At 71.7% G+C, this 23,969-nt stretch carries 18 protein-coding genes; 17 read left to right on the top strand and 1 reads right to left on the bottom strand.

What is annotated here, in order from left to right; translation table 11 throughout:
- Nucleotides 1-4 precede the first annotated feature (4 nt).
- The 17 genes from IF00_RS0113060 (at nucleotide 5) to galE (ending at nucleotide 22,760) form a co-directional block, all read left to right on the top strand.
- Complete coding sequence (locus tag IF00_RS0113060; RefSeq protein ID WP_030317602.1) at nucleotides 5-370, top strand: DUF4233 domain-containing protein; 366 nt, start codon at nucleotides 5-7, stop codon at nucleotides 368-370.
- A gap of 66 nt (nucleotides 371-436) precedes the next feature.
- A complete protein-coding gene (gene ndk, locus IF00_RS0113055) occupies nucleotides 437-850 on the top strand; it encodes a nucleoside-diphosphate kinase (RefSeq protein ID WP_015033594.1) in 414 nt (137 codons plus the stop codon).
- A gap of 301 nt (nucleotides 851-1,151) precedes the next feature.
- Nucleotides 1,152-2,171, top strand: a complete 1,020-nt coding sequence (locus IF00_RS0113050) for a rod shape-determining protein (RefSeq protein WP_030317599.1) — start codon at nucleotides 1,152-1,154, stop codon at nucleotides 2,169-2,171.
- A gap of 92 nt (nucleotides 2,172-2,263) precedes the next feature.
- The gene (gene mreC, locus IF00_RS0113045; RefSeq protein WP_030317597.1) at nucleotides 2,264-3,253 is read left to right on the top strand and encodes a rod shape-determining protein MreC; all 990 of its coding nucleotides are present in this window, start codon (nucleotides 2,264-2,266) and stop codon (nucleotides 3,251-3,253) included.
- Nucleotides 3,250-3,918, top strand: a complete 669-nt coding sequence (mreD, locus tag IF00_RS0113040; RefSeq protein WP_030317589.1) for a rod shape-determining protein MreD — start codon at nucleotides 3,250-3,252, stop codon at nucleotides 3,916-3,918. Before mreC ends, mreD begins: the two co-directional genes overlap by 4 nt.
- Before the next feature lie 19 nt (nucleotides 3,919-3,937).
- On the top strand, nucleotides 3,938-6,190 hold the full coding sequence (gene mrdA / locus IF00_RS0113035; protein ID WP_030317587.1) for a penicillin-binding protein 2: 2,253 nt from the start codon (nucleotides 3,938-3,940) through the stop codon (nucleotides 6,188-6,190).
- Between the two features lie 4 nt (nucleotides 6,191-6,194).
- Nucleotides 6,195-7,394: a rod shape-determining protein RodA gene (gene rodA / locus IF00_RS0113030; protein ID WP_030317586.1), complete on the top strand. Its 1,200-nt coding sequence runs from the start codon at nucleotides 6,195-6,197 to the stop codon at nucleotides 7,392-7,394.
- Between the two features lie 87 nt (nucleotides 7,395-7,481).
- Nucleotides 7,482-9,008 (top strand): CYTH and CHAD domain-containing protein, encoded by a 1,527-nt coding sequence (locus tag IF00_RS0113025; RefSeq protein ID WP_030317584.1) that lies wholly within the window; start codon nucleotides 7,482-7,484, stop codon nucleotides 9,006-9,008.
- Between the two features lie 52 nt (nucleotides 9,009-9,060).
- Entirely contained in the window at nucleotides 9,061-10,989 is a 1,929-nt protein-coding gene (locus tag IF00_RS0113020) for a TIGR03960 family B12-binding radical SAM protein (protein ID WP_030317582.1), read from the top strand.
- Nucleotides 10,990-11,066: 77 nt separating this feature from the next.
- Complete coding sequence (locus IF00_RS41170; RefSeq protein ID WP_037638116.1) at nucleotides 11,067-12,521, top strand: hypothetical protein; 1,455 nt, start codon at nucleotides 11,067-11,069, stop codon at nucleotides 12,519-12,521.
- A 123-nt stretch (nucleotides 12,522-12,644) separates the two neighbouring features.
- Nucleotides 12,645-13,436 carry a TIGR03936 family radical SAM-associated protein gene (locus tag IF00_RS0113005; RefSeq protein WP_030317580.1) on the top strand — a complete coding sequence of 264 codons (792 nt, stop codon included), beginning with the start codon at nucleotides 12,645-12,647 and terminating at the stop codon, nucleotides 13,434-13,436.
- A 233-nt stretch (nucleotides 13,437-13,669) separates the two neighbouring features.
- Nucleotides 13,670-17,560 (top strand): Rne/Rng family ribonuclease, encoded by a 3,891-nt coding sequence (locus IF00_RS0113000; RefSeq protein WP_030317579.1) that lies wholly within the window; start codon nucleotides 13,670-13,672, stop codon nucleotides 17,558-17,560.
- Between the two features lie 242 nt (nucleotides 17,561-17,802).
- On the top strand, nucleotides 17,803-18,123 hold the full coding sequence (gene rplU / locus IF00_RS0112995) for a 50S ribosomal protein L21 (RefSeq protein ID WP_015033583.1): 321 nt from the start codon (nucleotides 17,803-17,805) through the stop codon (nucleotides 18,121-18,123).
- A 13-nt stretch (nucleotides 18,124-18,136) separates the two neighbouring features.
- Nucleotides 18,137-18,391 carry a 50S ribosomal protein L27 gene (gene rpmA, locus IF00_RS0112990; protein WP_030317577.1) on the top strand — a complete coding sequence of 85 codons (255 nt, stop codon included), beginning with the start codon at nucleotides 18,137-18,139 and terminating at the stop codon, nucleotides 18,389-18,391.
- A 107-nt stretch (nucleotides 18,392-18,498) separates the two neighbouring features.
- On the top strand, nucleotides 18,499-19,938 hold the full coding sequence (obgE, locus tag IF00_RS0112985; RefSeq protein WP_030317576.1) for a GTPase ObgE: 1,440 nt from the start codon (nucleotides 18,499-18,501) through the stop codon (nucleotides 19,936-19,938).
- Between the two features lie 145 nt (nucleotides 19,939-20,083).
- The gene (locus tag IF00_RS0112980) at nucleotides 20,084-21,757 is read left to right on the top strand and encodes a glycosyltransferase family 2 protein (protein WP_030317574.1); all 1,674 of its coding nucleotides are present in this window, start codon (nucleotides 20,084-20,086) and stop codon (nucleotides 21,755-21,757) included.
- Nucleotides 21,758-21,773: 16 nt separating this feature from the next.
- On the top strand, nucleotides 21,774-22,760 hold the full coding sequence (gene galE, locus IF00_RS0112975) for a UDP-glucose 4-epimerase GalE (protein WP_030317572.1): 987 nt from the start codon (nucleotides 21,774-21,776) through the stop codon (nucleotides 22,758-22,760).
- Between the two features lie 84 nt (nucleotides 22,761-22,844).
- Here galE and IF00_RS0112970 read toward each other — a convergent pair whose 3' ends face one another.
- Nucleotides 22,845-23,951, bottom strand: coding sequence for a glycosyltransferase (locus IF00_RS0112970; protein WP_078944660.1), 1,107 nt, complete (start codon nucleotides 23,949-23,951; stop codon nucleotides 22,845-22,847).
- Between the last annotated feature and the right edge of the window lie 18 nt (nucleotides 23,952-23,969).

The following is a 23,969-nucleotide window of genomic DNA, read 5'->3' as shown; positions in this document are numbered from 1 at the left end:
CCCGATGCGTACGCTCTGTTCCTCGACGCTCATCGGCGAGTTCTTCGTGATCGGCTTCGCCGGTCTCGTCGCGATGAAGGACGACAGCCTCGCGATGTCCACCGTCTGGTGGGTCTGCGGTGTCGCGATGGTCATCTCGGTGCTGCTCTGTGGGATGGTCACCCGCCCCGGCGGAGTGCAGCTCGGCTGGGCCCTGCAGATCGGCCTGATCCTCAGCGGATTCGTCGTGCCGACGATGTTCTTCCTCGGGGCGGTTTTCGCCGGTCTGTGGTGGGCGTCCGTTCACTATGGGCGACGGATTGACGACATCAAGGCACGGTGGGCCGAGGCCCAGGCCGCGGGGGCCTCGGCAGGGCCTGACGCTGCGTAATCGAGGGGCGTGCGGGGCCTGTAGCCTCGGAGGTCCCGCACACCGCTTTTCCGAAGGAGTTCCCCCGTGAGCCAGCGCACGCTCGTCCTGCTCAAGCCCGACGCCGTCCGCCGTGGCCTGATCGGCGAGATCATCGGCCGTATCGAGCGCAAGGCCGGCTGGACCCTGGCGGCCCTGGAGCTGCGCGAGCTGGACCAGGAGACCCTGGAGCAGCACTACGGCGAGCACAAGGGCAAGCCGTTCTACGAGCCGCTGATGGGCTTCATGTCCTCCGGCCCCGTCGTCGCGCTCGTCGTCGAGGGCGAGCGGGTCATCGAGGGTGTTCGCCAGCTGGCCGGTCCGACCGACCCGATCGCCGCCGCGCCCGGTTCGATCCGCGGCGACTTCGGCACCATCGTCCGGGAGAACCTCATCCACGCCTCCGACTCGGAGGAGTCGGCCCTGCGCGAGCTGAAGATCTTCTTCCCCGGTCTCGTCTGAGGCGGACCCGACTTCGCTGACTCGGCGTCAGCCGAAAGCAGCAGCCTGTGGGGCGACCGAAGGAATTCGGTCGCCCCCAGGCATATGAACGCCGATCCCGGGAACGGATCGCCGCGTCCTACCGTCACCTGTACAGAGGTGGACCACCGCGCGGTATCCGGGCGGGCGGCACTACGATGGAAAACTCCACGCCGCACCACCTTCAGCCACCCATTTCAGCCACCGTTTCGCCTGCCTGAGAAGCCGTCAACGCTCGCTGGGGAAGGCCCGAAGCATCCTCATGGGAAACAAGGGGAACTCAATGTCGTTCATCGGCCGTGACATGGCTATCGACCTCGGGACTGCCAACACGCTGGTGTACGTCAGGGGGCGTGGCATCGTCCTCAACGAGCCGTCCGTCGTGGCGATCAACACCAACACCGGCGGCATCCTCGCCGTGGGAGCCGAGGCGAAGAAGATGATCGGCCGGACCCCCGGCAACATCGTCGCCGTCCGGCCACTGAAGGACGGCGTGATCGCCGACTTCGAGATCACCGAGCGGATGCTCCGCTACTTCATCCTCAAGATCCACAAGCGCCGCTACCTGGCCCGCCCCCGGGTCGTCGTCTGCGTGCCCTCCGGCATCACCGGAGTGGAGCGCCGCGCCGTCATCGAGGCCTCGACGCAGGCCGGCGCCCGCCAGGTGCACATCATCGAGGAGCCCATGGCGGCGGCCATCGGCTCGGGCCTCCCGGTCCACGAGGCCACCGGCAACATGGTCGTGGACATCGGCGGCGGCACCACCGAGGTCGCCGTCATCTCCCTCGGCGGAATCGTCACGGCACAGTCGATCCGGGTGGCCGGCGACGAACTGGACAACGCGATCATCCAGCACATCAAGAAGGAGTACTCGCTCCTCCTCGGTGAGCGCACCGCCGAGCAGATCAAGATCACCATCGGCTCCGCGTACGACCTCGACAAGGACGAGCACACCGAGATCCGCGGCCGCGACCTCGTCTCCGGTCTGCCCAAGACCGTGGTCATCTCGGCCGCCGAGGTCCGCAAGGCCATCGAGGAGCCGGTCAACGCCATCGTCGACGCGGTGAAGACCACCCTCGACAAGTGCCCGCCGGAGCTCTCCGGTGACGTCATGGACCGTGGCATCGTTCTCACGGGTGGCGGCGCCCTGCTCCGCGGCCTCGACGAGCGCCTCCGCCGCGAGACCGGCATGCCGATCCACATCGCCGAGGACCCGCTGGACTCGGTGGCGCTCGGCTCCGGCAAGTGCGTGGAGGAGTTCGAGGCCCTCCAGCAGGTCCTGGACGCCCAGCCGCGCCGCTAGCACCACCCGTACGGCCCATGTGGGCACCACCGCACAGCCGTACACCGCACAGTCGAACAACCGAACCACGAGGAAAGGCACGGCCGCCGCACGTGAGGGACACACGAGAGAGCCGGCTGCTCCTGGTGCTGCTGATCGCCATCGCGTTCGCACTGATCACGGTGGACATCCGCGGCGGTCAGGAGTCACCCGTCGACGGTGCCCGGCAGGCCGCAGCGGCGGTCTTCGGGCCGGTCGAGAACGGTGTGGCGGCCGCCGTCGATCCCATCGGCAACGCCATAGGCGCGGTCAGGGACTCCGGCGAGCGGCACACCCGGATCGCCGCCCTGGAGAAGGAGAACGCCGAACTCAAGGCGGAGCTCGGCAGCGACGACCGCAACCGCAGCCGGCTGCGCGAGCTCGACTCCATCCTCAAGACCGCCGGCGCCGGGCAGTACGGCATCAAGGGCGCGCAGGTCATCGCCATAGGAGCGGCACAGGGCTTCTCCTGGACCGTCACCGTCGACGTGGGCGCGCGCGACGGCATCAAGCGGGACATGACCGTGCTGAACGGCTCGGGGCTCGTCGGCCGCGTCACCACCGTCGGCCCGTCGACCTCCACGGTCCTGCTCGCCAACGACCCCGACTTCACCGTCGGTACGCGCATGGAGAAGTCCGACGAGCTCGGCTTCGCCACCGGCCAGGGCGACCGCCCGCTGCTCGTGCAGCTCCTCAACGGCAAGGCCAAGGTGAAGCCGGGCGACCGGCTCGTGACCTTCGGCTCGCGCGCCGACAAGCCCTTCGTGCCGGGCGTCCCGGTCGGCGAGGTCGTCCGTGTCGACCCCGCGGGCGGCGGCCTGACCCGCAACATCTACGTCCGCCCGTACGTCGGCTTCACCAAGCTCGACATCGTCGGCGTCGTCGTCCAGGCCCCCCGCGCCGACCCGCGCGACATGGTCCTTCCGCAGAAGCCCAAGCCCGCGCCGACCGTCACGGTCACGGTGACGCCACCGCCACCGGACGGGCAGCGGGCCGCCGACGGACAGCGCAACCAGCAGGGCCAGAACCAGCAGGGCCAGGACCAGGGGGACGCGACACCGTGAAGTTCAACCGGATCCTCCTCTCCGCCACCCTGATCGTGGTGGCCCTGGTCGTGCAGGTCTCCGTGCTCGCCCGGTTGCAGCTCCCCGGGGCCGTACCCGACCTGGTCCTGCTCACCGTGGTCGGCCTGGCCCTGGTGTACGGACCGGTCAGCGGCTCGCTCATCGGCTTCAGCGCCGGCCTTCTCGCCGACCTGGCCCCGCCCGCCGACCACGCCGCCGGCCGCTACGCCCTCGTGCTCTGCGTCATCGGCTACCTCGTCGGCCTGGCCCGCCCGGAGAACGGCCGGCTGACCTCGGCGACCGGCCCGATGGCCGTCGTCGTCGCGGCCGCCGTCGGCTCCACCCTGCTGTACGCGGGGGTGGGCGCCCTCGTCGGCGACACCGCCGCCCGCCATGTCGGCCTGGGGTTCCTGCTGTTCACCGCGGCCGTGTACGACCTGCTCCTCGCGCCCTTCACGGTGCCGCTCATCATGGCGCTGGCCCGCCGAGCGGAGAACGACCCGCTCGCCGACGCGGGCGGGGGCAACGGAACCGACGTCGCCTCCGGCTGGCTCTCCTCCGGCACCGGCCTGAGGATCGGGAACCAGAGAGGCGGCCTGCGGGTGAAGACCGCCCGGAGCCGCGCCTCACGGGCCGGACGCATCAAGGGAGTCAAGCGACTGTGACCGAGGGGGCCCCGGCCGTATGAGCAACATCCCCGAGACAGGGCGGACCCCTCGGGTCCAGATCCGGCTCGTCGTCATCCAGATCCTCGTCTTCTCGCTGCTGCTGACCCTGGGGGGCCGGCTCTGGTACCTCCAGATCCGCAACGGCAAGGAGTACACGGACGAGGCGAAGAACAACCACGTCCAGCAGGTCGTGCAGCCCGCCGTGCGCGGCTCCGTCCTCGACGCCCGCGGCGTCCCGCTGGCCGACAACGAGACCCGGCTCGTGGTCTCCGCGTCCCGCACCGAGATGATGAAGATGAAGGACCGCGGCAAGGCGGTCCTGACCCGGCTCGCCGACGTCCTCGACATGAAGCCCGACGACGTCATCAACAAGATCCGGCTCTGCGACTCCAAGACCCCGAAGCCCTGCTGGAACGGTTCGCCCTACCAGCCGATCCCGGTCACGGACGAGGCCACCACCCAGCAGGCCCTCCAGATCCGCGAGCGCGCCGAGGACTTCCCCGGCATCACCGCCGAACCCACCGCCGTCCGCCGCTACCCGGCACCCGGCAAGGCCCGTACCTCGCAGGTCCTCGGCTACCTCTCGCCCGTCACCGACGGCGAGATCGAGAAGGCCAAGGACTCCGACTCGCCGTTCCTCCGCTCCGACCAGATCGGCCGATCCGGCCTGGAGCGCACGTACGACAAGGAACTGCGCGGCAAGGCCGGCGTCACCCGCTACGAGGTCGACAACCTCGGCCGGGTCATCGGCCAGGCCCAGAACGACCCCGCGGTCCCCGGCTCCAACGTCGTCACCTCCATCGACGCCCGCGTGCAGGCGGTCGCCGAGTGGGAGTTGCACAACGCGATGGTCGAGGCCCGCAAGGTGCACGACAAGAACACCAGCGAGAACTACAAGGCCGACTCCGGCGCCGTCGTGGTCATGGAGAACAAGACCGGCCGGATCGTCGCCATGGCCTCCCAGCCCGACTACGACCCCAACGCCTGGGTCGGCGGCATCTCCGCCAAGGACTACGCGGCCCTCACCGGCAAGGACTCCAACTTCCCGCTCCTCAACCGGGCCATCCAGGGCCAGGCCGCCCCCGGCTCGATCTTCAAGGTCATCCCGACGACCGCCGCCGTCAACGCCGGATACGACTTCAACGGGCGCTACCCGTGCCCCTCCTCGTACTCCATCGGCAACCAGGTCTTCAAGAACTTCGAGTCCCAGGGCCACGGCTCCATCACCCTCGGCCAGGCCCTCGAAGTCTCCTGCGACACCGTCTACTACGCCCTCTCCCACCAGCAGTGGCAGAAGGACGGCGGGATGAAGCCGAAGAAGGACGCCAAGGACTGGTTCTACAAGACGGCCCACCAGTTCGGCCTCGGCGCCGAGACCGGCATCGACCTCCCCAACGAGGTCACCGGCCGTGTCCCCGACCGGAAGTGGAAGCAGGACTTCTGGGCGGACAACAAGGACTACTGGTGCCGCATCGGCAAGAGGGGCGGCACGTACGTCCAGCAGCTCTCGTACGAGAACTGCCTCGAAGGCAACCTGATGCGCGCCGGTGACTCCGTCAACTACTCCATCGGGCAGGGCGACACCCTCGTCACCCCCATCCAGATGGCCACCATCTACGCCGCCATCGCCAACGGCGGCACCCTCTGGAACCCCACCGTCGGCAAGGCGATCGTCAGCCCCGACGGCAAGAAGGTCACCGAGATCAAGCCCAAGGCGCACGGCAGGCTCCCCATGGACACCAAGACGCAGGCCTTGATAGAGGAGGCCCTCGCGGGAGTCGCCACCCGCGGTACGGCCGCCTGGCGATTCGGCGGCTGGCCGCAGGACAAGATCCCGATGCACGCCAAGACGGGTACCGCCGAGGTCTACGGCAAGCAGACGACCTCCTGGTTCGCCACGTACACCAAGGACTACGCGATCGTCATGACGATCGCCCAGGGTGGTACCGGCTCCGGCGCCTCCGGCCCCGCCGTGCGCAACATCTACGACGCGCTCTACGGACTCGACGACGCCGGCAACCAGGACCTCAAGCGCGCCCTGCTGCCGCAGCCGCAGAAGAGCCTCCCGAAGATCGAGGCCGACGGCTCCATCGATGCCCCGAAGATCAAGCCGTACGACCCGGAGGTCGGGAAGGTCGACCCCGACGCGCCCCTGAACACGCCGGACGGCACCCGGCAGCCCGACCCGGCCGACCCGGACCAGGCCGACCCCGACAAGCCCGACCAGCAGGAACTCGCGGGCCCGCCCGCCACCTGGCGGAGGGACTGAACCGATGACCGCACCCCACGGCTTCTCCATCTCCCGGTACGCCCCCGAACGCGGCACGCTCGCCAAGCTGGCCGCCCGCGACTCGGTGGTCCGCCGGCTCGACTGGCCGATACTGCTCTCCGCGCTCGCGCTCTCCTTCATCGGGGCGCTGCTCGTCTGGTCCGCCACCCGCGGCCGCACCGAGCTCAACAACGGCGACCCGTACTACTTCCTCTTCCGGCACGTGCTCAACACCGGCATCGGGGTCGCCCTGATGATCGGCACGATCTGGCTCGGCCACCGCACCCTGCGCGGCGCGGTACCGGTCCTCTACGGCCTCTCGATCGTGCTGATCCTCGCCGTCCTCACCCCGCTCGGCGCCACCATCAACGGCGCCCACGCGTGGATCGTCGTCGGCGGCGGCTTCTCGCTCCAGCCCAGCGAGTTCGTGAAGATCACGATCATCCTGGTGATGGCGATGCTGCTGGCCGCGAAGGTCGACGCCGGAGACCAGATCCACCCCGACCACCGCACCGTCGCCAAGGCCCTCACCCTGGCCGCGCTCCCCATGGGCATCGTCATGCTGATGCCGGACCTCGGCTCGGTCATGGTCATGGCGGTCATCGTGCTCGGCGTGCTGCTCGCCTCCGGCGCCTCCAACCGCTGGGTCCTCGGACTGATCGGCGCCGGCGTCGGAGGCGCGGTCCTCGTCACCGCGCTCGGCATGCTCGACGAGTACCAGATCAACCGCTTCGCGGCCTTCGCCAACCCCGACCTCGACCCGGCCGGCGTCGGCTACAACACCAACCAGGCCCGGATCGCGATCGGCTCCGGCGGCCTCCTCGGCTCCGGACTCTTCAAGGGCTCCCAGACGACCGGCCAGTTCGTGCCCGAGCAGCAGACCGACTTCGTCTTCACGGTGGCGGGGGAGGAGCTGGGCTTCGTCGGTGCCGGCCTGATCCTGCTGCTCCTCGGCGTCGTCCTCTGGCGGGCCTGCCGGATCGCCCGCGAGACCACCGAGCTCTACGGCACGGTCGTCGCGGCCGGGATCATCGCCTGGTTCGCCTTCCAGTCCTTCGAGAACATCGGCATGACGCTCGGCATCATGCCGGTCGCCGGCCTTCCGCTGCCGTTCGTCTCGTACGGCGGCTCGTCGATGTTCGCGGTGTGGGTGGCGATCGGACTGCTCCAGTCGATCAGGGTCCAGCGGCCCATGACGGCCTGAAGGACGTCCGGCGGTTCCCTCCCGGGATTTCCGGACAGGCTGAGGGGCGTACTCCCGCGGAGTTCACTTCCCGTCTAGATTCGATTCATGGCGGACACGAAGCGAGAGATCGAGCGGAAGTACGAAGCCACCTCCCGAACCGGCCTTCCGGACCTGACCCGGGCGGCCGGGGTGGCCTCGGTCACCGACGAGGGCGTCACCGAACTCGACGCCGTCTACTACGACACGGCCGACCTGCGACTCGCCGCCGACGCGCTCACCCTGCGCCGCCGCACCGGAGGCGCGGACGCCGGCTGGCACCTGAAGTTCCCCGTCGCCTCCGGCATCCGCGACGAGATCAGAGCCCCGCTCTCGGACACGCTCCCGCGGTCCCTGGCGGGGCTCCTGCGGTCCCGCGTCCGGGACGCCGAGGTCGTCCCCGTCGTCCGCCTCCGCTCCTCCCGTGACGTCCGCCACCTCCGCGACGGCGACGGCACCCTCCTCGCCGAACTCTCCGTGGACACCGTCCACGCCGAGGGCCTCACGAGCGGGGGAGAGGCCGCCTGGACCGAGATCGAGGTCGAACTCGCCGACGACACCGACCCCGCCGTCCTCGACGCCGTCGAGAAACGCCTCAGGAAGGCCGGCATCCGGCCCTCGGACTCCCCGTCGAAACTGTCGCGCGCGCTCGCCGAGACGGGCGTGGAGCCCGCGGCGCCCGCGGCCACGCCGGAGCCGCCCGGCGCGCCCGGCACCGCAGGAGCCGCCGTCCTCGCCTACGTACGGGAACAGGTCGAGGCGATCGTCGCGTACGACCCCGCCGTTCGGCGCGATCTGCCCGACGCCGTCCACCAGCTGCGCGTCGCCTGCCGCCGGCTGCGCAGCGCCTTCAAGACGTACAGGAAGGTCCTCGACCGGGAGGTCACCGACCCGATCGGCGAGGAGCTGAAATGGCTCGCCGGAGAGCTCGGCGTCGCCCGCGACCAGGAGGTCCTCGACGAACGGCTGCGCGCCCGCCTCGACGAGCTGCCGCGCACCCTGGTCCTCGGCCCGGTCAAGGCCCGGCTGCGCCGCCGCGACGCCGCCCACGCCAGGGCCGCCCGCCGCCAGGCCCTCGCCGCCCTCGACTCCGCCCGCCACCTCGCCCTCCTCGGAGCCCTCGACGCGCTCCTCGCCCACCCGCCGCTGCGCAAGGACGCCGCCGGCGACGCCCGGACGGTCCTCGCCCGCGCCGTCCGGAAGGACCACCAACGCCTCGCCGGCCGGATCGGGCACGCCCTCTCCCTCGAACCCCAGCACGAACGTGACCTCGCTCTCCACGAGGCCCGCAAGGCCGCCAAACGCGCCCGCTACGCGGCCGAGGCCGCCCGTCCCACCCTCGGCAAGCCCGCGAAGCGGCTGGCGAAACGAGTGAAGGCGGTCCAGAGCCTGCTCGGCGAGCACCAGGACGCCGTCGTCGCCCGGGGCGCCCTGCGCGAGCTCGCGATCATGGCCCACGGGGCGGGTGAAACGGCCTTCACCTGGGGACTTCTGTACGGACGCGAGGAAGCCGCCGCCGCGGCCGCCGAGCGGAAGCTGCCCGAGGTCTGGGCCAGGGCCGCGGCCCCCGAACTCACGGCGTCCCTGACCCACTGAGCACCGGGGTACGCTTGAGAGTCGCCCCCCTGCCAGCTCACGAAGGTTCGAGATGTCTGCTGCCGAGTCTGTCTTCCCGCAGCTCGAAGCTCTGCTCCCGCACGTGCAGAAGCCGATTCAGTACGTCGGTGGAGAGCTGAACTCCACGGTCAAGCCGTGGGAGTCCGCCGACGTCCGCTGGGCGCTGATGTACCCGGACGCGTACGAGGTCGGTCTGCCCAACCAGGGCGTCATGATCCTTTACGAGGTGCTCAACGAGCGCGAGGGCGTCCTCGCCGAGCGCACCTACAGCGTCTGGCCGGACCTCGAAGAGCTGATGCGGGAGCACAAGGTCCCCCAGTTCACGGTCGACAGCCACCGCCCCGTCGGCGCGTTCGACGTCTTCGGCCTGAGCTTCTCCACCGAGCTCGGCTACACGAACATGCTCACCGCCCTCGACCTGGCCGGCATCCCGCTGGAGTCGAAGGACCGGACCGTCGACCACCCGATCGTGCTCGCGGGCGGCCACGCGGCCTTCAACCCCGAGCCGATCGCGGACTTCATCGACGCGGCGATCATCGGCGACGGCGAGCAGGCCGTCCTCGACATGACCGAGATCATCCGCGCCTGGAAGGCCGAGGGCCGGCCGGGCGGCCGCGAGGAGGTCCTCTTCCGCCTCGCGAAGACCGGCTCGGTGTACATCCCGCGGTTCTACGACGTGGAGTACCTGCCGGACGGCCGCATCGGCCGTGTCGTGCCCAACAAGTCCGGTGTGCCGTGGCGCGTCTCCAAGCACACCGTCATGGACCTCGACGAGTGGCCGTACCCCAAGCAGCCCCTCGTGCCGCTCGCGGAGACCGTCCACGAGCGCATGTCCGTCGAGATCTTCCGCGGCTGCACCCGCGGCTGCCGCTTCTGCCAGGCCGGCATGATCACGCGCCCCGTGCGGGAGCGAAGCATCACCGGCATCGGCGAGATGGTCGAGAAGGGTCTCAAGGCGACGGGCTTCGAGGAGGTCGGCCTCCTCTCGCTGTCCTCCGCGGACCACTCCGAGATCGGTGAGATCGCCAAGGGCCTCGCCGACCGGTACACGGAGGACAAGGTGGGCCTGTCCCTCCCGTCCACCCGTGTCGACGCCTTCAACGTGGACCTGGCCAACGAACTGACCAGGAACGGGCGCCGCTCCGGCCTCACCTTCGCCCCCGAGGGCGGCTCCGAGCGCATGCGCAAGGTCATCAACAAGATGGTCTCGGAGGAGGACCTCATCCGGACCGTCTCCACCGCTTACGGCAACGGCTGGCGCCAGGTGAAGCTGTACTTCATGTGCGGCCTGCCGACGGAGACCGACGAGGACGTCCTCCAGATCGCCGACATGGCGATGAACGTGATCGCCGAGGGCCGCAAGGTCTCCGGCCAGAACGACATCCGCTGCACCGTCTCCATCGGCGGGTTCGTCCCCAAGCCGCACACCCCGTTCCAGTGGGCCCCGCAGCTGTCGGCCGAGGAGACGGACGAGCGGCTGCGCAAGCTCCGCGACAAGATCCGCGGCGACAAGAAGTACGGCCGCTCGATCGGCTTCCGCTACCACGACGGCAAGCCGGGCATCGTCGAGGGCCTCCTCTCCCGCGGCGACCGTCGCATCGGCGCGGTCATCCGCGCGGTGTACGAGGACGGCGGCCGCTTCGACGGCTGGCGCGAGCACTTCTCGTACGACCGCTGGATGGCCTGCGCCGAGAAGACGCTGCCGGAGATGGGCGTCGACGTCGCCTGGTACACGACCCGCGAGCGCACCTACGAGGAGGTCCTGCCCTGGGACCACCTGGACTCCGGTCTCGACAAGGACTGGCTCTGGGAGGACTGGCAGGACTCGCTCGACGAGACCGAGGTCGAGGACTGCCGCTGGACCCCGTGCTTCGACTGCGGCGTCTGCCCGCAGATGGACACACACATCCAGATCGGCCCCACCGGCAAGAAGCTTCTGCCGCTGTCGGTCGTGAAGTAGCTCCGACCGGAGAGGAATCCGGCAGACGGCCCGGCGTGAGGGAGAACCCTCCGCCGGGCCGTTGCGTCCTGTCGGGCATGAGCATGGAAAGCCCGCCGCCGCCCGCCCTGATCCGCATCCCGGTCCGGATCGTCGTGCTGGTCGCCGTCCTGCCGGTCCGCATGGTCTGGGACGTCCTCGTGGCCACGGCCCACTTCCTCGACCGCGCGGTGCTCCGCCCGGCGGGCCGGGGACTCGCGTATGTGCTCACCGGGCTGAACCAGGCCCTCACCCGGGTGCTCACCGGCGTGGGGAGGGGCCTCGGACGGCTCTTCCACCATCTGGTGGCCCGTCCGGTGCGGTGGCTGCACCGGACGGTGCTCACCCCGGTGGGCCGGGGCCTCGCGGTCGGCGGCCGGGTCCTGGGGAAGCTGCTCTTCGTGTGGCCGTGGGTGGGGCTCTGGCGGTACCTCCTCGTGCCCGTCGCCCGGTACGGGATCGCCGCGCCGGCACGATGGCTCCACCACACGGTGCTGCGCCCGACCGGCCGCGGCCTGGCCCGGGCCCTCGCGGCGGTCGGGGCGGGACTCGGGTGGTTCCTCCCCCGGCTCGGGCGGGGCCTGGGGACCGGGGCCGGGTGGCTGGCCAGGGCCGTGTTCGTCTGGCCGTGGGTCGGCCTCTGGCGGTACGTGGTCGTGCCCGTCTGCCGGTACGGGATCGCCGCACCCGCCGTCTGGCTGTACCGCCGGGGCCTCGTCCCGCTCGGCGGCGGGCTCTTCTTCCTCCTGGAGAAGGGCGTGTTCGTACCGGTCTCCGCGCTCTTCCGGTACGTCCTGGTGCCGCTGCTGCGGTACGGCGTCGTCGTGCCCGTCCTCTGGTTCGACCGGTACGTGCTGACCCCGGCCGGCAAGGGCCTCGGCCGGCTCCTCCCCCGGCTCGGGCGGGGCATCGCCGTCGCCACCGTACTGCTGGCCAAGGCCGTGTTCGTGTGGCCGTGGGTGGGGCTCTGGCGGTACGTCCTCGTCCCGCTCGTCCGGTACGGGATCGTCGTCCCCCTCGGGTGGCTCTGGAACCGGGTCCTCGTACCCGTCGCACGCGAGGTCCGGGACGCGCTGGCCGTGTGCTGGCGCGTCGCCGGGTACGTGTCGCGGGCCGTCGGACGGGCGCTGAAGTGGACGGTGAGGACCCTGGTGGGTCTGCCCCTGGTCTGGTTCTGGCGGAGCGTCTGCACACCCGTCGGACACTGGATCCGCGACCACGTCTGGGCGCCGGCCCGCCGCGCCGCCGCAGCGGCCCGTCGCCTCGCCGCCACGGCCGGGCGCGTCGCGAAGGAGACGCTCGCCGGAGCCGGACGCGCGGCCCGCGAAGCGCTCGGCTCGGCCCGCGCCGCCGTGCGGGAGGCCCGCCGGGACACCTGGCGTGCCCTGGTCGGCTCAGTCCGGTCGTCCGGGTCCGGGGAACCGGAGGTGGCCCGGGCGCGTACTCTGGGTAGTACAACGAACGTCCCCGGCGCGGCGCCCGCCCCCGAGATCTCCCTGCGAAAGCGGGGGTGAACCGGGCGGACCCCCCAGGGCCACCCGCACATCTCGTGGTCGGCGCCCCCCGCGCCCGCCCCGCACCGAGGAGAAGAACCACTGGGCAAGCGACAGCCCGAAGGCCCGCCGCCCGCACCGGCGGTGCAGCGCATCCGACTGCGCTACACCAAGCGCGGCCGCCTCCGGTTCACCAGCCACCGTGACTTCCAGCGCGCTTTCGAGCGTGCGCTGCGCCGTGCCGAGGTGCCCATGGCGTACTCGGCCGGCTTCACCCCGCACCCCAAGGTGTCGTACGCCAACGCCGCCCCCACGGGTACGGGCTCCGAGGCCGAATACCTGGAGATCGCCCTCACCGAGACGCGCGACCCGGAGACCCTGCGGGTCCTGCTCGACGAGTCCCTCCCGGCCGGCCTCGACATCACCGACGCCGTCGAGGCCCGGACCTCGGGCCTCGCCGACCGGCTCACCGCGTCCATCTGGGAGCTGCGCCTCGAAGGCGTCGCCGTCGAGGACGTCGAGAAGGCCGTCCAGGCGTTTCTCGCGGCCGAGACCGTGGAAGTACAGCGCAAGACCAAGAACGGCGTCCGCACCTTCGACGCACGCTCCGCGGTCACCGAGCTGACGGCGACGGCTCCCCAGGGCGATCCCCAGGGTGATAGGCCGCTGGACAGCGCCTGTGCGATACTGCGGCTGGTTGTTCGGCACGTGACACCTGCCGTACGACCCGACGACGTCCTGTCCGGTCTCCGAGCTGTGGCCGACCTGGCGCCGCCGGTCCCCGCTGCGGTGACCAGGCTGGCGCAGGGGCTCTTCGACGAGGAGTCCGGCACGGTGACCGACCCGCTCGCGCCCGACCGCGAGGCAGTCAAGGCCGCAACTACCACGGCCGCCGCGACCGCCTCTGCGACGGCGCCGGGTGCCGGCATCGCGTAGGGAGCGGTCGTTGTAGCGCCGCCCTGGTACTCGGGAGCCACCTGGGTCGGGCAGCGCACTGACCAGGAGACTTTCGCCAGGCCGTCCGCACAGTGCGGACGGAACCGGCGAGCCAGACATAGAGCTCCCGTGCGGCGCCCGCGCCCCGGACGGCGGCACCGCGCCACAGGCGTGACCGTGCCGCCGGACCGGACCAAGACGCGGCGCCCGGGAGCGTGACGGGAGAACCCCGCATGCTCGAGTCCAACGAAGACACCAACGCCCCCGGTGACAAGCTGCCGCCGCGCCGCAGGCGCCGCGCCGCTTCCCGCCCCGCCGGTCCGCCGGTGACGGGCGGGACCGCCGAGGCCACCGAGGCCCCGACGGCCACCGAGACCGCCGCCGTGGAGGCCGCCCCGGCCGAGACCGAGGCCGCACCCGCGCCGCGTGCCCGCCGCCGGGCCACCCGCAAGGCCACCGCACCGGCCGCCGAGACCGCGGCACCCGCCGTGGAGACCCCGGAGCCGGCCGTGGAGGCACCCGCCGCCGAGGCCGTCGCCCCCGAGGCCGTCGAGGAGGCCCCCGAGGCCGCCCCGGCCCGCCCGCGCCGCCGTGCCACCCGTAAGGCCACCTCGCCGGTGACCTCCCCGGTCGCCGCCGAGACCCCCGAAGAGACCACCGCGGTCACGCCGGCCGAGCCGGTCGCCGAGGAGGCCCCCGAGGCCGCCCCGGCCCGCCCGCGCCGCCGTGCCACCCGTAAGGCCACCGCCCCGGCCGGCGCGCCTGCCGCCGCCGAGGAGACCGCGGCCGTGGAGACCGCGGCCGTGGCGCCCGCCGAGCCGGTCGTCGAGACCGCCCCGGCCGCCGAGGTCGCGGAGGAGGCCGCCGCGCCCGCGCCGCGTACCCGCCGCCGTGCCACCCGTAAGGTCACCTCGCCCGAGGTGACCACCGAGGCGGCCGCCACCACCGAGGCCGCCGTCACCGGCGAGTCGCTGCCGACGGCCGCCGTTGCGCAGATCACCGCCGACGAGGCCGAGGTCACCGCCGCCGAGACCGCCGCGACCCGTGGCCGCGGCCGCCGCCGCGCGACCTCCCCGCAGTTCACCTCCGAGCCCGCCCCGGCCCGCGAGTCGCGCCGTGCCGCGCGCCCCTCCGTCGCCGTCTTCCAGGCGCCGGTCTTCACCGAGCCGATGTTCCAGACCCCGGAGACCGCCGCCGCGGCCGCCGCCGCCGCCCCGGTGGAGCCGGAGGACGACGAGACGGTCGAGGAGATCGAGCTCGTCGAGGCCGAGGCCGAGGTCGAGGTCGAGGAGGCCCCCGAGCCCGCCGAGCGCCCCGAGGGCTCCCGCCGTCGCCGTCGCCGCCGTGGCGAGCCCGTCGCCGTCGAGCCCGTCCCGGCCACCGTCGCCGACGAGCCCGAGGTCGAGGCCGTCGCCGACGAGGTCGAGGAGGCCGAGGCCGAGGAGACCGACGAGTACGAGGACCGCCCGTCCCGTCGTCGCCGCCGTGGCGGCCGCCGCCGTCGTCGCGGTGAGCTCACCGAGGTCGAGGAGTCCGAGGAGGGCGAGGAGCCGCGCTCCGACGACTCCGACGAGACCGAGGAGTCCGAGGACGGCGAGGAGGAGCACGACGAGGCCGAGGCCTTCGCCGGCGGCTCCAGCAGCTCCCGTCGCCGTCGTCGCCGCCGCCGTCGCAGCGGGGACGCCTCCGCCGACGTCGAGGGCACCGACGAGGAGGGCGTCCGTACGGTCGTCAAGGTCCGCGAGCCCCGCCCGGCCCGTGAGAAGGCCGAGCCCGGCACCGGCGCCGACGAGGTCCAGTCCATCAAGGGCTCGACCCGCCTCGAGGCCAAGAAGCAGCGCCGCCGCGAGGGCCGCGAGCAGGGCCGCCGCCGCGTCCCGATCATCACGGAGGCCGAGTTCCTGGCCCGCCGCGAGGCCGTCGAGCGCGTCATGGTCGTGCGCCAGAGCGGCGAGCGCACCCAGATCGGCGTCCTCGAGGACAACGTGCTCGTCGAGCACTACGTCAACAAGGAGCAGGCCACCTCGTACGTCGGCAACGTCTACCTGGGCAAGGTCCAGAACGTCCTGCCGTCCATGGAGGCCGCCTTCGTCGACATCGGCAAGGGCCGCAACGCCGTCCTGTACGCCGGTGAGGTCAACTTCGAGGCCCTCGGCATGGGCAACGGCCCGCGCCGCATCGAGACCGCCCTCAAGTCCGGCCAGTCGGTCCTCGTCCAGGTGACGAAGGACCCGATCGGCCACAAGGGCGCCCGACTGACCAGCCAGGTCTCGCTGCCCGGCCGCTACCTCGTGTACGTGCCCGAGGGCTCGATGACCGGCATCAGCCGCAAGCTCCCGGACACCGAGCGCGCCCGCCTCAAGACCATCCTCAAGAAGATCGTCCCCGAGGACGCGGGCGTCATCGTGCGCACCGCCGCGGAGGGCGCGAGCGAGGACGAGCTGCGCCGCGACGTCGAGCGACTGCAGGCGCAGTGGGAGGACATCCAGAAGAAGGCGAAGAGCGGCAACGCCCCGACGCTGCTCTACGGCGAGCCGGACATGACCGTCCGGGTCGTCCGCGACATCTTCAACGAGGACTTCTCAAAGGTCATCGTCAGCGGTGACGAGGCGTGGGAGACCATCCACGGCTACGTGCACCACGTCGCCCCGGACCTGACCGACCGCCTGTCCAAGTGGACGAGCGAGGTCGACGTCTTCGCGACGTACCGGATCGACGAGCAGCTCATGAAGGCGCTCGACCGCAAGGTCTGGCTGCCCAGCGGCGGCTCGCTGGTGATCGACAAGACCGAGGCGATGATCGTCGTCGACGTCAACACCGGCAAGTTCACCGGCCAGGGCGGCAACCTCGAAGAGACCGTGACGAGGAACAACCTCGAAGCGGCCGAGGAGATCGTGCGTCAGCTCCGGCTGCGCGACCTCGGCGGCATCGTCGTCATCGACTTCATCGACATGGTCCTGGAGTCCAACCGCGATCTGGTGCTGCGCCGCCTGCTGGAGTGCCTGGGCCGGGACCGGACCAAGCACCAGGTGGCCGAGGTCACCTCGCTCGGCCTGGTGCAGATGACCCGCAAGCGGGTCGGCCAGGGCCTCCTGGAGTCCTTCTCCGAGACCTGCGTCCACTGCAACGGCCGCGGTGTCATCGTGCACATGGAGCAGCCGAGCACCGCCGGTGGCGGCGGCGGCGGCAAGCGCTCGAAGAAGCGCGGCCGCGGCGGCGCCGAGCACGTCCACGAGCACGAGCACGAGCACGCCGAGGTCACCGAGCCCACCGAGACGGACGCCGAGACCGAGACCGAGGCCGAGGTCGCCGCCGAGCTGGCCGCACCGGTGGCCCTGCCCGAGCCGATCGCCGCGGACGAGGAGCTGTACGGCTCCATCGCCGAGGCGGAGGCGGCCGCGACGCGCGGTCGTGGCCGTCGTCGGGCGACCCGCCGGGTGTCCGCGCCGGCCGCCGCGCGGCAGGTCGTGGAGACCGAGGCCGTCGAGTTCGAGTCGAAGCCGAAGGCCGAGCCGAAGCCTGAGCCCGTGGCGGCGCCGGAGCCGGTCGCCGAGCCGGAGCCCGTCGTGGCCCCGGTCGCCGAGCCGGTCGCCGAGGAGACCGTCGCCCCGGCCCCGCGCGGCCGTCGCCGTGCCACCCGCCGGGTGACCTCCCCGGTCGTCTCGACCACGGAGCCGGCCGCCGCGCCGACCGTCGTCGAGCCGGTCGTCGAGACCGCCCCGGAGCCGGAGCCCGTCGTGGCGCCGGTCGCCGAGCCGGTCGCCGAGCCCGTCGCCGAGGAGGCCCCCGTGGCCGCCCCGCCGCGGGCCCGCCGCCGGGTGGTCCGTAAGGCCACCGCTCCCGCCGGCTCGCCCTCGGGCGCCGAGGAGGCGGCCGTCCTCGTGGTGACCACGGCTCCGGCCGAGGCCACCGAGACGGCTCCGGAGGCCGCCGAGGCCGAGACCGAGCCCGCCCCCGTCAAGAAGACGGCGGCGCGCAAGACCGCGGCGAAGAAGACCACGGCCAAGAAGGCCGCCACCAAGAAGACGGCGGCGACCAAGAAGACCGCGGCGAAGAAGACCACCACCAAGAAGGCCCCGGCCAAGAAGGCGGCGGAGAAGACCGCCGCCCCGGCCCAGGACTGACCGGTGGGTACGGGCCGCCCCCTCACCGGGGCGGCCCGTACCGAACGGGCGAATTTGACCCTCCGAGGCAGCCGCCCGTAACCTAGACCGTCGGCGTGTCTATCGACGCGTCGCGCCTCTGAGCACCTCCCTCCCGCTCGTCGGGAGAGGCCGCTCGTCCGATTCCGGAACGCCGCGGGCCCTCGGGTCCGTGTGAGTGGCTGGCTTCAGAGGTTTCGATCCCGAGTGAGAGAGAGATCCGCGTGTACGCCATCGTGCGCAGCGGTGGTCGCCAGCACAAGGTTGCTGTCGGCGACATCGTTGAGGTTGACAAGATTTCCACTGCCAAGGTTGGCGACACGGTCGAGCTCTCGACCCTGCTCGTTGTCGACGGCGACGCCGTGACCAGCGACCCGTGGGTCCTGGCCGGCATCAAGGTCACGGCCGAGGTCGTGGACCACCACAAGGGCGCCAAGATCGACATCCTGCGCTACAAGAACAAGACCGGCTACCGCCGTCGCCAGGGTCACCGCCAGCAGTACACGGCGATCAAGGTCACCGGTATCCCCGCGGCTGCGAAGTAAGAGGGACTGAGACATGGCACACAAGAAGGGCGCATCGTCCACCCGGAACGGGCGCGACTCCAATGCCCAGCGGCTCGGCGTGAAGCGCTTCGGCGGTCAGGTCGTCAACGCGGGTGAGATCCTGATCCGCCAGCGTGGCACCCACTTCCACCCGGGCTCCGGCGTCGGCCGTGGCGGCGACGACACGCTGTTCGCCCTGCAGGCCGGTTCGGTGCAGTTCGGCACCCACCGTGGCCGCAAGGTCGTGAACATCGTTCCGGTCGCCTGATCGGTTCATTCTGCGGAGGCGGACCTCACTTCCCGGTCGGGAAGCGGGTCCGCCTTTCGCGTGTTACTAGATAGACATTCCGCACGTATTCAGATGGAGGCACAACCATGACCACCTTCGTGGACCGCGTCGAGCTGCATGTCGCCGCGGGTAACGGAGGCCACGGCTGCGCCTCCGTTCACCGGGAGAAGTTCAAGCCGCTCGGCGGACCCGACGGCGGCAACGGCGGCCGTGGCGGCGACGTGATCCTGGTCGTCGACCAGGCGATCACCACGCTCCTCGACTACCACCACTCGCCGCACCGCAAGGCGACCAACGGTCAGCCCGGCGCCGGCGACAACCGCTCCGGCAAGGACGGCCAGGACCTCGTCCTGAACGTGCCCGACGGCACCGTCGTCCTCGACAAGGAGGGCAACGTGCTCGCCGACCTCGTCGGTCAGGGCACCACCTTCGTCGCGGGCCAGGGCGGCCGCGGCGGCCTCGGCAACGCGGCGCTGTCCTCCGCGCGCCGCAAGGCCCCCGGCTTCGCGCTCCTCGGCGAGCCCGGCGAGGCCCGGGACATCGTCCTGGAGCTGAAGACCGTCGCCGACGTGGCGCTCGTCGGCTACCCGAGCGCCGGCAAGTCCTCGCTCATCTCGGTCCTCTCGGCCGCCAAGCCGAAGATCGCGGACTACCCCTTCACCACGCTCGTCCCCAACCTGGGCGTCGTCACGGCCGGCTCGACGGTCTACACGATCGCCGACGTGCCGGGTCTGATCCCGGGCGCCAGCCAGGGCCGTGGCCTGGGCCTGGAGTTCCTGCGCCACGTCGAGCGCTGCTCGGTCCTGGTGCACGTGCTGGACACCGCGACCCTCGAATCGGACCGTGACCCGGTCACCGACCTCGACATCATCGAGGAGGAGCTGCGGCAGTACGGCGGCCTCGAGGACCGGCCCCGCATCGTCGTCCTCAACAAGGTCGACATCCCCGACGGCCAGGACCTCGCGGACATGATCCGCCCGGACCTGGAGGCCCGCGGCTACCAGGTGTTCGAGGCCTCCGCCGTGGCCCGGCTCGGCCTCAAGGAGCTCTCCTTCGCCCTCGCCGGCATCGTCGCCGAGGCACGCGCGTCGAAGCCGAAGGAGGAGGCGACCCGTATCGTCATCCGCCCGAAGGCCGTCGACGACGCGGGCTTCACGGTCACGTACGACGAGGCCGAGGACGTGTACCGGGTGCGCGGCGAGAAGCCGGAGCGCTGGGTCCGCCAGACCGACTTCAACAACGACGAGGCCGTCGGCTACCTGGCCGACCGCCTCAACCGCCTCGGTGTCGAGGACCAGCTGATGAAGGCGGGCGCCCGCGCGGGCGACGGCGTCGCGATCGGCTCCCTGGAGAACGCGGTCGTCTTCGACTGGGAGCCCACGATGATGGCCGGCGCCGAAATGCTCGGCCGCCGAGGCGAGGACCACCGCCTCGAAGCCCCGCGCCCGGCGGCCCAGCGCCGCCGTGACCGCGAGGCGGAGCGGGACGACGCGCAGCGCGCGTTCGACGAGTTCGACCCGTTCTAGCGGGACCCGGCGGGAAGACCGCCGCAGCGGGCCCTCGTACCCCCGAGCCGGGGAGTGCGGGGGCTCTCGTGCGTCCGGGCCGGAGGGCGCGGGGGCCCTCGTACGTCCACGCCGGGGGCACGTGGGGCTCCCGTAGGATCCTGATGTGAGTACAGCGCCCCCGCCCGAGACCGCAGGTCGGCTCAGTGTCGTCGTCATCGCCTACAACGACGAGGAGCTGGTGGGGGAGGCGATCAGGTCCGCGCTCGACCAGGGTCCCGTCGTGGCGGAGGTCGTGGCGGTCGACGACTGCTCCCAGGACAGCACGGCCCGGGTGCTCGACGAACTCGCCGCCCGGCACCCCCGGCTGCGCGTGGTGCACCGCACGGAGAACAGCGGCGGCTGCGGCTCCCCCCGCAACGACGGCATCCGGGCCGCCACGGCCCCGTACGTCATGTTCCTGGACAGCGACGACATCCTGCCGGCCGGCGCCGCCGAGGCCCTGGTCGCCGCCGCGGACCGGCACGGCACCGAGGTGGCCGTGGGTGTCTGCGTACGACGTGAGCTTCCCGAGGGCCGGGACGTCCGCTGGCAGCCCGCGCTCTACCGGGAGCCCGCCGTCCTGGAGACGCCCGACGAGCTCCGCCCCCTGGTCCACGACACCCTCTGCGTCAACAAGATCTACGACCGGGCCTTCCTCACCGAGCACGGCATCCTCTTCCCCGAGGGGCGCTTCGTCTACGAGGACTTCCTCTTCACCGCCCGGGTGTACGCGGCCGCTCCCCGCGTCGCCGTGATCCCCGAGACCGTGTACGTCTGGCACGTCCGCCGCGCCGCCGCCCAGCTGTCGATCTCGCTCGACCGGGAAGGCGTCTCCAACTGGCAGGCCCGGATCGCCGCCCACCGGGCGGCCGTCGAGACCTTCGCCCGGGCCGGTCGCGCGGAGCTCGCGGCGGCCTGCCGCACCAAGTTCCTCGAACACGACCTGCGCATGTACGCCCGGGACCTGCGGCTGCGCGACGCAGCCCACCGGGCCGAGTGGTGGGAACTCACCCGGCAGCACCTGGCCGGCTTCGCGGAGCCGGAGGTCGCCGCAGCGGTCGCCCCCGCCCGCTGGATCGCCCGCTTCCTGCTGGCGGCGAAGGAGCCGCGCGATCTGCTCCGGCTCTCCCGGCTGGCCGCCAACCCGGCCCGCCTGCTCCCTCCGTACGCGGGCGGCCGCTCCGCCGCCTTCTGGGCCGACGACCTGCCGGAGGCCCGGCTGGACGGCGTCGAGGGGCTGCCGCTGGACGAGCTGCCGCTCGTCGTGGACGCGCGGCTGCGCACCGGTGGCGGCGGCGAACTGCTGTTCACCGTCCGCGACCTGTACGGACGGCTGGCCGAGGCCGGCCCCCGGACAGCCGAACTCGCCTTCGTGCCGCGTGGCGACACCGAGCCCGCGCGGACGGAACGCGCCGAGCTGCGCCCCGTCCCCGCGACGGACCGCGCGGACGGTCGGGACGGCGCCGTCGGGGCGGAGAACGGTTGGTCCGCCCGCGTCCCCGTCCGGTTCACCGGGCTCGCCGGCAGCGGCCGGACGCGCGGCCGTGAGGGCGTCCAGCTGTGGGACATCGGCGTCACCGTGACGTGTGCGAACGGAGAGACGTTCACCACCTCACTGCGCCCGCCGGACGGATCCCAGCGGCGCTCGGTGCTTCCGAGCAGCCGGTACGGTGTACTTCTGGTGCAGCAGTACGCCACGGCGAACGGATCCCTGGCGGTACGCATCGCACCCGGAGCCCGGGACGGTTTCCGGGCGGTCAGGGCCCGGCTCCGTCGGCTTGCCCGCAGTTCACAGTGAAAGGGTTTGGGGCACTATGACTTATCTGATCACCGGTGGCGCCGGATACATCGGCTCTCACGTGGTCCGCGCCATGACGCTGGCGGGCGAGCGGGTCGTCGTCCTGGACGACCTGTCCACGGGGTACGAGGAGCGGGTGCCGGAGGGTGTCCCCCTGGTGGTCGGCTCCACGCTCGACCGCGAGGTCCTGGACCGCACGATCGCCGAGCACGGCGTGACCGGCGTCGTCCACCTCGCCGCGAAGAAGCAGGTCGGCGAGTCCGTCGAGCTGCCGCTGCACTACTACCGCGAGAACGTCATCGGTCTCACGGTCCTCCTGGAGGCCGTCGCCGCCGCCGGCGTGCGCAACTTCCTCTTCTCCTCCTCCGCCGCCGTCTACGGCATGCCGGACGTCGACCTCGTCACCGAGGAGACCCCCTGCCTGCCGCTGAGCCCGTACGGCGAGACCAAGCTGGCCGGTGAGTGGCTGGTGCGCGCCGCCGGCGCGGCGTACGGCATCTCCACGGCCTGCCTGCGTTACTTCAACGTGGCCGGCGCCGCGACCCCCGAGCTGGCCGACACCGGGGTCTTCAACCTGGTCCCGATGGTCTTCGAGCGCCTGGACGCGGGGGAGGCCCCGCGCATCTTCGGCGACGACTACGACACGCCCGACGGCACCTGCATCCGTGACTACATCCACGTCGAGGACCTGGCCGACGCGCACCTGGTCGCCGCGCGCAAGCTCGCGGAGTGGGCCGAGGCGGGCGAGCCGCGCGACCTGACGGTCAACATCGGCCGGGGCGAGGGCGTCTCCGTCACCGAGATGGTCGAGCTGATCAACGAGATCACCGGTCACACCAGCGAGCCGCTCGTCACCCCGCGCCGCGCCGGTGACCCCGCCCGGGTCGTCGCCGCCGCCGACCGCATCGAGTCGGAGCTGGGCTGGAAGGCCCGTCACGACGTGCGCGACATGATCTCCTCGGCCTGGGCCGGCTGGGTCGCGCGCCGCGGCGCGGCGGTCTGACCTCTCGGTCGGGCGAAAGCAGAGGAAGGGCCGGGGAGTTCGACTCCCCGGCCCTTCCGCTTCGCTACCGCTCTCGGTGGACCGTCAGCGCTCCAGGAAGGCGAAGAGCGCCTCCCAGCGGTCGGTGATCTCGTCGGCGGCGTACCGCTTCACGTTCTCGAAGGCCGCGTCGCCCATCCGGTCCCGCAGTTCCTTGTCGGTGATCAGCGCGCTGATGTGACCGCCGAGCTCCATCGTGTTGCCGAGACGGGCGAGCAGACCGTCCTCGCCGTCACGGATGATCTCCTGGACACCCGGTGCGCAGTCGAAAGCGGCACACGGTACGCCCGCCGCCATCGCCTCCAGCAGGGTGATCGGGAAGCCCTCGGCCCGGGAGGCCTGGGCGAACACCGAGGCCTGGGAGAGGGCCCCGAGGACATCGTTGGTGCGCCCCATCCACTCCACGGACTCGTCGAGCCCGAGGAGGGTGGTCCGCTGCCGCAGCGCGTCCTCCTCGTCACCGGCGCCGTAGATCCGCAGCTTCCAGTCGGGGTGGTGGGACGCGATCTCGGCCCAGCTGTCGAGCAGCATGTCCACCCCCTTCTCGTGCGAGAGGCGACCGATGCAGGCGACGACCTTCTCGGTGCGCGGCGCCGGAGCGTCGGGCATGAAGGGCAACGCGTTGGGCATGTGCCCGATGTTGTCCATGCCCGCTCGGATCCACTGGTCCGCGTCGCCCGGGGTGAGAACGAGGAGCCGGTCGACGTCCTTGTAGTACCGCTTCACCCGGCCGAGCCGGGAGGAGCCTGCGCTGGCGGCGTACGACTCGTGGCTCATACCGATGACGACGAGGTTCTTCGTGTCGGCGAGGGACACCCACTCCATCGCCCAGACCTGGGTCACGATCACGACGGCCCCGGGCCGGGCGGCGGCGAAGAGAGCCGTCATCCGGTCGGCGCGCTCGCGCATGCCGGCGGCGCGCGCCGCGTGGCGCCGGCGCTCGGCCGCGTTGAGCTTGCCCTTGAGTCCGCGCAGCGGGCGGACCTGCGGCGGGTGCCCGTCGTACAGCGTGGTGGTGTCGTACGGCAGCGCGTCGGGGAACTCGTGCCGGCGTCCCTCGGGGGCCGGGGTGATGCCGATGACGTGGACCCGGTGGCCCCGGGCGGTGAACTCCCTGGCCATCTGGTGGGTCCAGGTCGTGACACCGCCCATCTCGTCCACGCTGTTGGA

Origin of the sequence: Streptomyces flavochromogenes, assembly GCF_000717595.1 — a bacterium.
Classification (GTDB): domain Bacteria; phylum Actinomycetota; class Actinomycetes; order Streptomycetales; family Streptomycetaceae; genus Streptomyces; species Streptomyces flavochromogenes.
The sequence above is the reverse complement of the archived record's forward strand: the minus strand, read 5'-3'. Positions and strand labels throughout refer to the sequence as shown.

What these genes read in the sequence shown, in the direction of transcription:
- IF00_RS0113060 (WP_030317602.1), top strand. Translation starts at nt 5, where the DNA reads ATGCGTACGCTCTGTTCCTCGACGCTCATCGGCGAGTTCTTCGTGATC.
- IF00_RS0113050 (WP_030317599.1), top strand. Translation starts at nt 1,152, where the DNA reads ATGTCGTTCATCGGCCGTGACATGGCTATCGACCTCGGGACTGCCAAC.
- mrdA (WP_030317587.1), top strand. Translation starts at nt 3,938, where the DNA reads ATGAGCAACATCCCCGAGACAGGGCGGACCCCTCGGGTCCAGATCCGG.
- rodA (WP_030317586.1), top strand. Translation starts at nt 6,195, where the DNA reads ATGACCGCACCCCACGGCTTCTCCATCTCCCGGTACGCCCCCGAACGC.
- IF00_RS0113025 (WP_030317584.1), top strand. Translation starts at nt 7,482, where the DNA reads ATGGCGGACACGAAGCGAGAGATCGAGCGGAAGTACGAAGCCACCTCC.
- IF00_RS0113020 (WP_030317582.1), top strand. Translation starts at nt 9,061, where the DNA reads ATGTCTGCTGCCGAGTCTGTCTTCCCGCAGCTCGAAGCTCTGCTCCCG.
- IF00_RS41170 (WP_037638116.1), top strand. Translation starts at nt 11,067, where the DNA reads ATGAGCATGGAAAGCCCGCCGCCGCCCGCCCTGATCCGCATCCCGGTC.
- IF00_RS0113000 (WP_030317579.1), top strand. Translation starts at nt 13,670, where the DNA reads ATGCTCGAGTCCAACGAAGACACCAACGCCCCCGGTGACAAGCTGCCG.
- rpmA (WP_030317577.1), top strand. Translation starts at nt 18,137, where the DNA reads ATGGCACACAAGAAGGGCGCATCGTCCACCCGGAACGGGCGCGACTCC.
- obgE (WP_030317576.1), top strand. Translation starts at nt 18,499, where the DNA reads ATGACCACCTTCGTGGACCGCGTCGAGCTGCATGTCGCCGCGGGTAAC.
- galE (WP_030317572.1), top strand. Translation starts at nt 21,774, where the DNA reads ATGACTTATCTGATCACCGGTGGCGCCGGATACATCGGCTCTCACGTG.
- IF00_RS0112970 (WP_078944660.1), bottom strand. Translation starts at nt 23,951, where the DNA reads ATGGGCGGTGTCACGACCTGGACCCACCAGATGGCCAGGGAGTTCACC.